The organism is Pedobacter westerhofensis, from assembly GCF_900182595.1.
GTDB lineage: Bacteria > Bacteroidota > Bacteroidia > Sphingobacteriales > Sphingobacteriaceae > Pedobacter > Pedobacter westerhofensis.
The window spans coordinates 140,367-154,073 of record NZ_FXTN01000002.1; the positions used below are offsets into that span (position 1 = coordinate 140,367).

The following is a 13,707-nucleotide window of genomic DNA, read 5'->3' on the forward strand; positions in this document are numbered from 1 at the left end:
AAATACTAGCATGTCATTGCGTTGTTCAGCGCAATGACTGCTGTTTTAAAATCCTCTCTGGCCACCAGGAACTGGATATTTACTTTTCTGAGCGCAAATCCTGCGCTTTTGATATTGATGCCCTGTTCAGTCAGCGCAGAGGCACTTCTGGCCAGCAATCCCGGCTGATCCATGTTGGAACCCAGCACACATACCAGGGCAACCTTTTCAACAGTAACCTTTTCAAATTCATTCTGAAGATCTTTTACCAGACGTGGATTGTAGTGGCGCTCCCAGATCACCAGGGAAATGCTGTTGGCACTGGTGCTTTTAAAGGTGTAGCTGATATTATGTTTCAGGAAGATTTCCATGATCCTGAAATCACTGCCCACCGATCCTACCATCAGCGGATCATAAACGTCGATGATCATCAGTTTGTCTGTCCCGGTAATGATCTCCACGCGTTTGTTGGCGCATACAAAATCTTTAGTGATCAGTGTTCCCGGATGTGAAGGTTCAAAGGTGTTTTTGATCCTCAGGTTAATCCCGTTAATTTCCAGTGGTTTGGCGGCCTTGGGATGGATGGCCTCCATTCCTACATCTGCCAGCTGGTCTGCAATATCGTAACTGGTAAAGCCTACAGGACTGCAGTTTGATACACCAACTATTGCAGGATCAGCAGTAGATAGGTGGTATTCTTTATGGATGATTGCTTCTTTGGGTTTCAGCAATGCTGCAATCTTGCTGAAGGTAACCTCTGAATATCCCCTGTCAAATTCGCGCATGATGCCGTCCTTGCCTTTGGTATAACCAGTGACGATGCAGATGCGGTCTTTCAGGTCAACACCCTTAAACGTTTGCCTGATCCGCTGGTCTATCGTCCAGGGATGGTGGTCTTCGGCCCCGCTGAGGTCAATAAGTGAAGTAGTTACACCCATATGCTGCAGGATATTGCACAGGTTGAAGGCCGCATGGGTTTCACCTATGGAAGCCAGGATTTCCCTTGCAGCAAGCAATATTCCTTCTTTGCTGACATAGCCCGAAGCAAGGATATTGACCAGGTTGTCCAGGTACACACTGGCGCGCTGGATACGCATGGTAATGAACCAGTCGGCAAGTTCCAGGTCCAGCCCAAGTTCTGCCTGGCCCTTGTTGATTTTCTTTAATGATTCTGCTGCATGATCCAGTGCATCATGGAAGTCGAGATGTTTTGCAATGCGATGATAAACACCGGGCTTGCCGGTTTTCTTGTTTTCAAGCAACATATCCGTCACGCCTGAAAATGCAGAAACTACGTATACGTGGTTATAACGGTCAGTATCATCACGTTCATACAGGATGATATTTTGAATGACTTTCTGGAGCGCACTCATAGAGGTGCCGCCAATTTTTTCTACTGTTAACATATGAGCGGCAATACAATACACAGACCAGCTCAGGGCAGCCCCCGACAGAAATTCGAATTTATCCTTATAATTGGCTCCTGATGCCACTGGCCGGGCTTTTCAGTTGAAAATTGCAATGATTAAATTTAAGTTTTCTTATTCATTCTATGGCAGAACCTTCCAAAATGAAAGTCGCATTTTCATTATGATAAAAATATCAGCAAGTAAAATAACTACTAAATGCACCATCTAAATACATTTGCGATATGGATTCATTAAAAAGATCATTACATCTGATGAAATAGCGATAAATAAGATCTGTCTGTTCCCTGATCAAAAAGTTATGCAGGACAGAGTTCTTGTTAAAATTCTACGGCGTAGAGCGCAGGTGTTAAAACAAGTTTTAAGACGTAAGATGATACGATTCCCGCAAGACTTTATGTTTTTGTCCGATAAAGCTTTTAGAATAGGCTTTCCCAATTAATCTTGCGATATTCCCGGATCTGCTTAAAACACATGATCTGAACGTTACCAAATAGATGATATAATGAAAGTTTGCTATTTACTTCTACTACTTTTTGCTGCCACGGGCTCATTTGCACAATATACTCCGCCTAAGGCCGGGCTGATCGCCGCTCCTTATCAGGAATTGCCTTTGGGCGCGATCAGGGCTAAAGGCTGGCTTCAGGAGATGCTGGTCCGCCAGAAAAATGGGGCTACCGGCAACCTTGACCAACTTTATCCACTCATGAACCAGAGGAACGGCTGGCTGGGCGGGGACGGCGATCAGTGGGAGCGTGGTCCCTACTGGATCGATGGCCTGCTGCCGCTTGCTTATATTTTGAACGACAAGGAGCTTATCGCCAAGGTTAAGCCATGGGTAGAATGGTCGTTAAAAAGCCAGACTGCCGATGGATACTTTGGACCCGTGAAAGACTATCCCGAGGAAGAGGGCCTGCAGCGCGACAACAGCCGCGACTGGTGGCCTAAAATGGTGATGCTGAAAATCTTAAAGCAGTACTATTCTGCCACAGGCGATAAAAGGGTGATCACACTGATGACCAATTACTTTAAATACCAGCTGAAGGAACTTCCGGCAAAACCCCTGGATCACTGGACCTATTGGGCAAAATACCGGAGCGGGGATAACCTGATGGTGGTGTACTGGCTGTATAACATCACTGGTGATAAATTCCTGCTGGAGCTTGGAGACCTGATCCACAAGCAGTCCTTTGATTTTACCAATGCTTTTGCAAATACTACGATGCTGCAGCAAAAAGGCAGCATCCATACCGTTAACCTGGCCGAGGGGATGAAGGAACCGCTGATCTATTATCAGGCGCATCCGGAAAAGCAATACCTTGATGCCATAAAAAAGGGATTAAATGACATCCGTACGTATGACGGTTTTGCAAACGGAATGTATGGTGGAGATGAAGCCTTACATGGCAATAACCCTACCCAGGGCTCAGAACTTTGTTCGGCTGTAGAAATGATGTTTACAATGGAAAGTTCACTGCAGGTCACCGGAGATGTTGACTACGCGGACCAGCTGGAAAAAATAGCATTTAACGCATTGCCTACGCAGATTTCTGATGATTTTACTACCCATCAGTATTTCCAGCAGGCCAATCAGGTGATGTTAACACGGCAGATGCATAATTTTGGTGATAACCATGGTGGCACAGATATCTGCTACGGCTTGCTGACAGGCTATCCCTGCTGCACGTCCAATATGCACCAGGGCTGGCCAAAATTCACACAAAACCTGTGGTATCTGACACCTGACAAAGGGATTGCAGCGCTGGTTTATTCCCCAAGTGAGGTAACTGCTAAAGTAGGAGATGTCCCTGTTACGATTATCGAGGAAACCAATTATCCTTTTGATGAAAGTGTAAGATTTACTCTTAGCAGCAAAAAACAGGTAAAGTTTCCGCTGCATCTCCGCATCCCCAAATGGTGTACCAAAGCAATCATCAAGGTGAATGGCCAGGCTTTTTCAGAACCGGCAGGCAACCAGGTGGTACATGTAGAGCGGTTGTGGAAATCTGGTGATGTGGTAGAGCTGGTACTCCCTATGCATGTGGCAACAAGCAAATGGTACGAAAACTCTATGGCTATTGAACGCGGTCCAATTACCTATGCACTAAAAATCGGTGAAGAATCCCGGAAGGTTGAAAACACCAAAGATCCGGCTACCTATGGAACATCTTACACAGAAGTTCTTCCTTCAACCCCATGGAATTACGGGCTGTATGATGTGAGCAACGAAAAACTGAATGAGTATTTCAAAGTTGTCAATACAGGCAAGCAAACCCTGTATCCATGGAATCAGGAGAATGCGCCAATGATGATCAAAATCAAGGGTAAACGTATACCTTCCTGGAAGATTTATAACGATATGGCAGGACCGCTACCTTACAGCCATATTTATGGACTGGAGAGTAGTCAGCAGGATGAAGATATCACCCTGATTCCCTACGGGTGTACTACTTTACGAATTACGCAGTTCCCTCTGGTTGGACGGAAATAACAAGGATTAACAGACCTGGATCGTCTCAATTTTTAAGATGTTTCCTAATTTTTTAATTTTTGAGGCAATGTTTCCTTTACCAACCGCACAGTGGTGTGCCGGGCCATGACTGTTCCAGCTTTCCACAAACTTTCTGGCACCAACAGCAAATTTATACCTGCTGTTGGTGTTACCAATTTCTAGGATCTCTCCTGCAACAGATTCACCTTCAGCAACGAGTAATTTGATTGTACCATCGCCGCACTCCACAACGGACAGTAAAGTTACAGCACCATGTTTGACCGACATCTCAACTGATAAACCACTACCCACTTTCCCATGGTAAACCTCCAATGGTTTAACCTTAATCTTTCCTTCTGCAATTGCAGGATGGCAGGGCCCGTCATGTCCCATGAGAACGACATCATCATAGAAATCCATTGCATAATATTCGGTGAAAGAACCACCTGCACCAAAACTATCCATGATTTTCATGGCCTGAACATTCTTGATCTCATACTCTCCAGCAACGGGGATATGTTTACCGGTTAAAATAGAATTTCCCAGAATTACAGATGCAGCGGTATTTTCATTGGCCTCATTTCCCGTTCCTTTATGATAATAAGCAAGTGCGCCCAGTTTATGCTTTTCGATGAGTTTATCCAGTGCAACCGCAGTCACGGCGGCTCTTTTCAGTTCAGCAGGCTCACAGTCCAGCTGAACTTCAAATAAACCAAGAATTTCCTCTAGTTTAAGTGAGGTCTCTTTCTCCGTTACTGTTTCACGGATGTGGGACAATTCATCTATTTCCACAATCTCCATGTGGCCGCCAAATGTGGCGCATTGCAGCGTAAGATCAGTATAGATGTCCATCATGCCCCCATAGTAATTGCCCATGATCCCCAGCCTGTTGTAATACATTATTCTCGCAACCCTGGCTGCTTCCACCCATTCTTCAATTTCCTGCCATACCAGCGGATCATCATGAAGGATACCTGTAATCTGGTAAAATGGAATTTTGGCACGGATAAAAACGTTTGCAATTTCGGGAACAGCACATGAGGAGCAGTTAGCCAGCCACTCTCCGGTCATCCTTGTCCTGTCCCTCATCCGGTTGAATGTTTTATAATCGATACTGGAAGCAGGTGATAAATTAAGTACGATGACTGGCACATTCGCCTTTTTTACAACAGGCAATACTGTGGCGGATAAGGCATAAGTAGAAACATACAGAAAGAGAATATCCACATCTTCAGTCTTAAACCTACTCCCGGATTCAAAAGCCATTTCGGGAGAATCAATTAAGCCCAGGTTTATAATCTCAGCATCCAGACTTTGCAGCCGGCTGGCAATTACATCCAGATAGCCGGACAACCTGCTTTTTAAACCTTCGAACTGATCCCAATAGGCTTCAAGGCCAACGCCAAATAAACCAACTTTCACTTTTGTTTTTGTATGCATTATTTTATCAGTTATCGATTATTGAATAATTTTAACAGGGCCGAGCAATCCTGATGGCAATAGGGGACTCGTTGCCCTGTACTGCCTTGTCGTGCTGAAAGTAAACCTGCCACTGGTTCTTTTCTGGCCCTTTACCAGCCAGTCGGGCCATTTATTTCCCACTATACCATCATAAGGTTTCTGCTCGTCACCAATCAGCCTGTTTGCCCATAAGTTGATTACCTCAATGGAGATAGTATTTGTTCCTTGTTTGATATCATCAGTGATCTCCAGTTTCCAAGGAGCAGTCCATAATGTGCCAATTTCTTTCCCGTTTAAATGGATACGGGCCATGTTTTTTACCAGGCCTAAATCAATATAAACCGGCTTTGTCTTATTTCCTTTGAATTCAAAGCTTTGATGATAAGTGGCTGCACCCGAATAAAATTTGATACCTTCATTGCTATTTTTACTCCAGTCACTGAGTGAATCAACAATGATTTCCTCAGGACCGCCCCAGTGTTTATCAAAATTGATCTTCCAGTGCCCCCCAAGTACCTGCAAAGTTTGTTCAACAGGAATCGCTGCCGGCTCTGGCTTCCGGATATCTTCTTTTGCAAAAACGATGAATGCACTTTCAAAAGCAGCTAACTGTATTGGAATGCTTGTCATCGCGCCCGTTGTCTTAAAGTTTGTGATCTGACTCATTTTACCATTGATGGCATTCCAGAGTTCCGGTGCACCTTTGGCAGTTCTGAACCTGGCGTTTGCAACCATCTCATTTGGAGTCGTGTTTGAAACGAAATAGATATCCCAGTCCGGAGAAGTGCGGTGAGTGTACCTGAGTTTTTTGTCGGCGACAAAATCCTCCTCTATCCCTTTTCGTTTTAAAATTTTTGCGGTTAAGTCATAGTCCGGATAAAGTTTGTCCTTCGCCTCCAGGACTGGCCGGCCCCAGATCAATGTCCCTGATCCATATTTTCGGTATTCCAGCGTTGCCGGTACAGCTGTTGAGCCCCAGATCCTGGTTACCATGGATATGATCTTCACATCAGCCTGTGGATAATTCGTAAGGCCCGGAGCGCGGAGAGGCGGATTTCCAATTACCGTCGCCCCCTGCTGAATTAAACTGCCAATTTTTTCCAGCAGTTCAGGCGTCATGGTTTCAAATATTGGCAAAACCATAATTTCATAGGATGCTCCGCCCGGAAACTGAATTTTGTTCCCCTTAACAGATGCAAGCATGAGCTGGGCAGGAGCGATGCCATCAAAGTTGAAAGATTTTCTGTCTCCAATGGTATCACCTAAAATGGCTGATGACGGTGGTACAAATACGTGTGGCGCACCTTCAGGTGTAACATATAACACATCAGCCACTGTTCTTCCCTGTTGCAGGATGTATTGGCATCTGCTTACATAGTCATGATAGCTGCCCACCATAGGCCACCAGGTCTGGCTGCGGTCCCAGTGGACCCCATAAGGTCCCATTGTTGCACCCGGTTTTAAGGAATCGGGTAAAAACTGATTTTGAAAAGTATGATAAACGAAGCGGTTAACCCCCGCTGCGAATGCCCAGTCGCCCTGGTTTTTCATCGATCCGGGATGTTGTTTCCAGCCCTCATTATCCTGTGCAGTGAAAGCTTCGGCAGGTACCAGGGAACGGCCCATTACATGGGCTATAGAAGTGCCTTCTATGACGCTGTACGAAGAATTAAAACCATAACCCTTGCTCCAGAATTCCGCCATTGGTACATCGGCGATACTGCCCAGTTCCAGATCGGAAGCAGGGTTCATGTCATAGGGTTCAATGGACAAAGAAAGGTGATGTCTTTTAGCATATTGCTTTACAAAGCCGGCATGATTTGCGATGACCAGCTCCTGAGATGTCTGTCTGAGGTCCCATAGGAAACGTTCACTTTCCTTTAAACTGCCTACAATATTACCGGAGTACACGGGGAAGTATTTCAGGGGATCGTACCCGCGTCTTTTGATAAATTCCCGTCTGAAGTTGGCTGTCCAGTTTTGGGCGCCCATTTCCCAGCTGTCCATATGCAGACGTTTCAGACCGCCCGTATTATTTTTATCGATCTTGCCGATCTTTCTGAAAATTTTGCCGAGGTAAACATCCAGATGCGCGTTTAATGCAGTAGTATCAAATTTGTCGGCCTCAAAACCGATCCCCGGAGCAGGTGCAGGACGTGTAATCGCACCATTATTTCTGCTGCCGAATCTCATTATTTTCCATTTCCCGGCCGGAGGACTCCAGTTTAACGTGCCGTCGGGCAACATCCTCGCGGTTAAATCTATGATTTTGTTCTTCGGGATTGCAGATGCCGGATTTCCTTTTGAATTGTCCGGTGCTGCCAGGTGATCCTTTACCAGGCCGGAACTGTATGGTGCCCGTTGGTAGAGTGCCTTCTCATCAATATCTGTGATTTTTCCATTTGCTTTAGGGAGGGGAAAAGCCAGGACTGCAACATCCTGGTAGTACTTTAACCAGTTTTCTTTAAATTCCGGCGTAAAACTGTCTTCACCAAAAAAAGGTGTTTTTGGCGGGGGCACCGGCAGAACGATTTTTTTCCTGTCGCCAGCTGAAACCAGCGTTTCGCTGGATACGAGATGCTGCATAGACTGACTTCCTTTAACCCAGGGTCCTCCGCTGCCGGTCCAGCCAGGGCCAATGCCCAAAGTGATTTCTATACCTAATCTTCTGGCTTCTTTTTCTGCGTGGGCAAAAAGCGATGTCCATTTATCACTCAAAAAATCCACATTGCCTCTTGGAACACCCACATTTACCTCCAGAAAAATAAGATTCCCAATTCCTGCTTTTTTCATGGACTCCAGGTCTTTGGTGATGGATTCCGCGGTCATGTTCCCATCCATAAAATACCAGTAAACTCCTGGCGTATATTTGTTGGCAGGATGAAGAAATCCAGATTTCAAATCATTGATCTGCGCTATGGAAACATAGGATACCAGACAAAATAGGGAAAACAAGACAGATAGAAATTTTATTCTCATAAGGTTATTTGTTGTGCTGCACTGCTGAGTAGATTCCTGCTTTTATCATCCCTTGCTTAAATATTTGGTTATGTAATTATTCAACGGGTAATTGCTTGAGGAAACAGGATCATATGACTTTTTCAAATGTATCTGAATGCAGGTTGACAGAAATGGAAGATCTGATAAAAAAACTACGGATTTTGATTTTATCAGTTCATGGTTAAGCATGAAACTAAACATGTTAACCCCTGGTCTTCTAAACATCCTTTTATGTGTAAAATTAACTGTATCATATTTAGCATATATTTTTTTAATATTGTTAACCGGGTACCGGATCCGATTTATAAATTAAATGTGGTTTTTGTCAACGATACTATCAGAGGGGCTTCCAATAAATACTGATGTAAGTATGACTTAAGCAGAGTATATTCTTATGGTAAACTATTTCAAATATCTTCCCTTAAGTAAAGAAGATGAAAGCTGGGGCGCCAGTGTTTTAAACGCTGGCTGTACTTCTATAAAGGCTACAGCAGCCTATCCTTTAAAAACTCATCCTGCCCATCATAATTTTGACTGGAAAACCTGGCGCAGTCTTCAGGAATATCAGATTATCTATATTACCGATGGCCAGGGGGTCTTCGAATCAGAAAGCTGCAAAGAAACAGTGGTAAGAGCCGGAACCATCATTATTCTTTTTCCAAATGAAAAACACCGATATAAGCCCGACAACAATACTGGCTGGGATGAATACTGGGTTGGTTTAAAAGGCCCGGCAATTGATAGTCTGTTGAAGTTTGGTTATCTGAGGCTTGATAAGCCCTGCATCTATGTTGGATTTGATGACAGGATTTTTGACATCTTAACTCATATTATAGAGAACACAAAAGAGGAAAAACCTGGTTATCAGCCACTGATTTCAGGGGCGGTTATGCATCTGTTAGGAATTTGCCATGCAATTACAAAGCAACATTCAACCGGTACTAAGGAGGAAGAGCAGATTATTAACAAATCGAAATTATTATTCCGCTCCAATATCAGTAATGCTTATTCTGCCGAACAAGCTGCTATAGATCTGAATGTAGGCTATTCCTGGTTCAGGAAATTATTCAAAGATTATTCCGGAATGTCTCCCGGGCAATATTACCTTCAGCTAAAAATTGATAAAGCGAGGGATTTATTGGGGAATAGTAATATGCCGGTAAAAGTAATATCGATGGAGCTTAACTTTCAGTCCAGTTTTTATTTTTCAAAATTGTTCAAAGATAAAACAGGCTTAAAGCCGACTGAATACCGGAGGCGCAGTCATATTTTATCCAGGGTAGCTGGTCCCGAATCATAAGCCTGCATCATTCGGATCGAGACAATTCTTCCTATTGAGGTGATCTAAAAATATAATCTTTCTCAGAAATTCCGCATGATTAAAAAACATGCTCCACAAGTTTATGACTTGATCCGAGCTGCCCTTAATACGGTAGGGCACCGGATGGGGCACTCAAAATAAATAAAAAACCCCTCAAAATTCGAAATTTAGAGGGGTTTTTATGATTTAAGTCGGGGTGGCAGGATTCGAACCTACGACCTCCTGCTCCCAAAGCAGGCGCGATACCGGGCTACGCTACACCCCGAAAAAATGGTATCACCTTTAACCTCTTCTTTATGACCGAAACGATCTTTCTGATTTGGTGTGGCACAAAGGTAAATAAATTGATGACAATTTTACGGTCGGCAAGTATTAAAAAGGCAGAAAAATGTTAAGGCCTTGCTTTTCAAGGAGAAAAATTTTTATACACACCAATTATTCGTAATAGAAAGATATTTCAACCGTTTATTAATTACTTTTATCGGGATAAATCAGCCTTAATTATGATAAAACATATCGTATTCTCAGTATTTATATCAGTACTGCTATCTTTCAATCAAGCCCATGCTGCTAGAGTAGATACCGTAACTACCTACAGCGCCGCGATGAAAAAAAATATCAAAGCCGTAGTCGTTGTTCCTGACAATTATTCAAAAGACAAAATATACCCAGTAGTCTATCTTTTACACGGGGCTGGCGACTATTACTCCGGTTGGATAAAAAAAGCCCCGACTGTAGCCATCACCGCAGATTTGTATCAGCAGATTATTGTTTGTCCCGATGGAAATTCAACCAGCTGGTATTTCGACAGCCCGGTTAACAAAGACTGGAAATACGAGACCTATGTGACGAAAGAATTAATCCCTTTTATTGACGGACATTACCAAACAATCAGAGACCGTAAAGGCAGGGCAATTACCGGACTAAGCATGGGCGGCCATGGCGCACTTTACCTTGCTTTTAAGCATCAGGATCTGTTCGGTGCTGCCGGAAGTATGAGCGGGGGCGTAGATATCCGTCCTTTTCCGAAAAGCTGGAAAATCGAGCAAAAGCTGGGCAGCTATGCTGAATATCCGGAAAACTGGGAAAAAAACACAGTAATCAACATGCTCCACCTGCTTACACCAAACGCTCTGTCACTGATCATCGACTGCGGAACGGAAGATTTTTTTTATAAAGTAAATGTAAACCTTCATGATAAATTAGTGGAACGGAATATTCCACATGATTTTATCATTCGTCCGGGTGGACACACATGGCCTTACTGGGAGAATGCGGTTAAGTATCAGATGATGTATATGAGTTTATATTTCAATAAAAAGGAGAATTAACCTGCTATTCCAGATGAAGCAAGTTCAATATTCAGAGGAATTAACCTGTCTTATCAAATGAAGCAAGTTTAACAGTCAGAGGAATTAACCTGCAGTTTTAAATGAAGCAAGTTTCGCAGATTGCCCAGCTCCTGGGCAATCTGGCTCAACATCATGGTACTGCCACCTTCCTTACCTCGTTTTTCTATGCAGTGATTTAAAAACAGAAGGTCTTCTTCAATTTCCTTTAAATGCTTATCCAAATTTTTGTTGAGGATCATGTCTGCAGTGATATCGGCATATGCGCCAATAATCTGATCTAGCTTAGAGAACTGATGTGAGCTTTCCTGAGTGTCCATTGTTCTGTTTTCAATAGCATGAACAAACCGGATGCCTCACATGCCACAATTTACAAAATCAGCTTTTAAATAATGATAAAGCAGTTTTTAATTTATTATCAGGCAAACCCTCATCCATCACTACTTCCAAAATGATAAGCTGATTTCAATAATGGGTCGTTATTAAAGAACGGGTTTAGGGATTCTTTTTAACTGGATATTTGCTACAGGATACACAACCAGTGGTATCTTCTCAATTACGGTTTCACTGGTATCCAGACCAAAAGCCTTGGTATCCGACTGTGCCAGTTTCTTGATTGCAAAATAGCTTCTCAGGATAAAGCCGTCCCTGAGACTAAACTCATTTTCGTACGAAAGAAATTTCTCCATGATCACAAAGCGGAAGTCGGCAGCCAGATTGTACTTGTTCAGTGAATCATATTTACTGGTGATATCAATTTCTTTGTTGGCTACCATTTCCTGCACCACCTTTCTGAACAGGACGTTGATCCTCGGATTGATGCGGAAGCCTAGCCTGAATTCCACACGGATGATCTTATCATTTTCCAGCTCCTCTACCATATATTCCATGGTGTATGGCTCATCAGTACGTTCAATGTGTATAAACCAGTATACATCCGCCCGCTTAGGATTTCTGCTGAAGATTGAATAAAGGACCTTCTGCTCAATCTGCTTACTGTTATTGGCTTTTGTAAGATAGATTAAATGCGTACAGTATTTAGCGATAGACTGATCTTTGCTCAGCGCGTTGAGCATCGGGATCTGCTCCTTCAGGTCGATAAAAGTTAAAAACCTGTTTGTGATCTTTCTGGCTTTAAACCACACAAACATGGTGAAGATCAGTCCCACTTCAAATACAAGGAAAAACAGCCGCTTCACAATTTTAACGGAATTGGCCGTGAAAAATGAAAGTTCCACGATACCAAAAACAGCCACAATGATCACCACAAGCCACAGCGGCCAGTGTTTCACATAGCGCATAAAATAGTACATCAGAATGGTGGTCATCAGCATGGCAATTGTAATGGAAAATCCATAGGCTGCAGTCATGCTTTCAGATGTTTTGAAATACACCGAAACCAGTATACAGCCGATACAAAGCAGCCAGTTGATACTTGGAATATAGATTTGCCCGCGGACATTTGTAGGATACTTGATCGTGATTTTTGGCCAGAAATTCATGCTCACCGCTTCACTGATTAAGGTGAAGGAACCGGAAATTAATGCCTGACTTGCAATGATGGTTGCCATAGTGGCAATGATCACCACGGGAATCAGCAGTGTATGTGGTACAATCTCAAAGAAAGGATTGATACCGCTAAAACTCTTACCCGGACTTTGCATCAGCACCCGGGCACCCTGGCCCAGATAATTCAAGACCAAAGCAGTTTTTACAAATATCCAGCTGACCTGGATGTTTTTTCGTCCGCAGTGGCCAAGATCGGAATAAAGTGCTTCGGCTCCTGTTGTACACAAAAATACGGCGCCCAGCAACCAGAACCCATTGGGATGGTCAATAAGCAGCCTTGCACCATAATAAGGGTTTAGCGCCCGGAAGATTTCAGGATACTGGCTCACCTGGAACAGTCCCAGCGCAGCGATCATCACAAACCAGCACAGCATAATCGGACCAAAAGAAGCCCCGATGACTTTAGTTCCGAACTGCTGGAAAAAGAATAACAGTAAGAGGATCGATATGACAATTCCCAGAATGAGGTGATTACCAGGTACAATTATATGCGAAAGCGCGGGAACCAAACTTAAACCTTCAATTGCGGATGTTACCGAAATAGGAGGCGTAATGATCCCATCTGCCAGCAGGGTTCCCGCGCCGATGATAGCGGGAATAGCGAGCCACTTCCCATAACGCCTCACCAAAGCGTAGAGCGAAAATATACCTCCCTCACCATTGTTATCGGCTTGGAGTGTGATAAATATATACTTAAAGGTAGTTTGCAATGTTAATGTCCAGAATACACATGATATTGCGCCAAGGACCAGCGCCTGGTTCACCTGGCCGCCCTCTTTTAATAAGACCTGAAATGTGTAGAGCGGCGAAGTTCCTATGTCGCCGAAGATGATGCCAAGCGTGACCAGCATCCCGGCAGCGGATAACTTTTTTAGATTTGTATGCATGTTGTGAGGATGGTAGTGTTTTCTGCACACATCTATTGTGGTGCCATAAAAAATAATACTTTCTAATAATCTTTGTGTCAGTTATTTATGGTTCTTGTGTTTCTGATTGCAAATTTAACCCTTCCATTTTGGGGTGGTTTGTTACCATTATGAAAGGGTTCATTGCTGTATAGGAGCTCTGGCAGAAGTCGTATCTTAGCGGAGATGGACATCTTCTGATAGC

The 13,707-nt window shown here is 43.6% G+C and carries 8 protein-coding genes and 1 tRNA gene; 3 read left to right on the forward strand and 6 right to left on the reverse strand.

Annotated elements, in window-relative coordinates:
- Nucleotides 1-5 precede the first annotated feature (5 nt).
- The gene (locus FN831_RS03370) at nucleotides 6-1,385 is read right to left on the reverse strand and encodes an aspartate kinase (protein ID WP_142526810.1); all 1,380 of its coding nucleotides are present in this window, start codon (nucleotides 1,383-1,385) and stop codon (nucleotides 6-8) included.
- Nucleotides 1,386-1,911: 526 nt separating this feature from the next.
- On the opposite strand from FN831_RS03370, the gene FN831_RS03375 reads away from it, so the two are divergent.
- Nucleotides 1,912-3,897, forward strand: coding sequence for a beta-L-arabinofuranosidase domain-containing protein (locus FN831_RS03375; RefSeq protein WP_142526811.1), 1,986 nt, complete (start codon nucleotides 1,912-1,914; stop codon nucleotides 3,895-3,897).
- A gap of 6 nt (nucleotides 3,898-3,903) precedes the next feature.
- Here the strand turns inward: FN831_RS03375 and FN831_RS03380 are convergent, their stop codons facing one another.
- Complete coding sequence (locus FN831_RS03380) at nucleotides 3,904-5,337, reverse strand: arabinose isomerase (protein WP_142526812.1); 1,434 nt, start codon at nucleotides 5,335-5,337, stop codon at nucleotides 3,904-3,906.
- Between the two features lie 18 nt (nucleotides 5,338-5,355).
- Nucleotides 5,356-8,337, reverse strand: coding sequence for a glycosyl hydrolase (locus FN831_RS03385; RefSeq protein ID WP_142526813.1), 2,982 nt, complete (start codon nucleotides 8,335-8,337; stop codon nucleotides 5,356-5,358).
- 415 nt (nucleotides 8,338-8,752) lie between these two features.
- Between FN831_RS03385 and FN831_RS03390 the strand changes: the two genes are divergently transcribed.
- Nucleotides 8,753-9,658 (forward strand): AraC family transcriptional regulator, encoded by a 906-nt coding sequence (locus tag FN831_RS03390; RefSeq protein ID WP_142526814.1) that lies wholly within the window; start codon nucleotides 8,753-8,755, stop codon nucleotides 9,656-9,658.
- A gap of 212 nt (nucleotides 9,659-9,870) precedes the next feature.
- Here the strand turns inward: FN831_RS03390 and FN831_RS03395 are convergent.
- A tRNA-Pro gene (locus FN831_RS03395) sits at nucleotides 9,871-9,944 on the reverse strand.
- A gap of 238 nt (nucleotides 9,945-10,182) precedes the next feature.
- Here FN831_RS03395 and FN831_RS03400 point away from each other — a divergent pair.
- On the forward strand, nucleotides 10,183-11,010 hold the full coding sequence (locus tag FN831_RS03400) for an alpha/beta hydrolase (RefSeq protein WP_142526815.1): 828 nt from the start codon (nucleotides 10,183-10,185) through the stop codon (nucleotides 11,008-11,010).
- A 68-nt stretch (nucleotides 11,011-11,078) separates the two neighbouring features.
- Here the strand turns inward: FN831_RS03400 and FN831_RS03405 are convergent, their stop codons facing one another.
- Both FN831_RS03405 and FN831_RS03410 read right to left on the reverse strand, forming a co-directional pair.
- Nucleotides 11,079-11,348, reverse strand: a complete 270-nt coding sequence (locus tag FN831_RS03405) for a hypothetical protein (RefSeq protein WP_142526816.1) — start codon at nucleotides 11,346-11,348, stop codon at nucleotides 11,079-11,081.
- A gap of 162 nt (nucleotides 11,349-11,510) precedes the next feature.
- On the reverse strand, nucleotides 11,511-13,484 hold the full coding sequence (locus FN831_RS03410; protein ID WP_142526817.1) for a KUP/HAK/KT family potassium transporter: 1,974 nt from the start codon (nucleotides 13,482-13,484) through the stop codon (nucleotides 11,511-11,513).
- Nucleotides 13,485-13,707 lie beyond the last annotated feature (223 nt).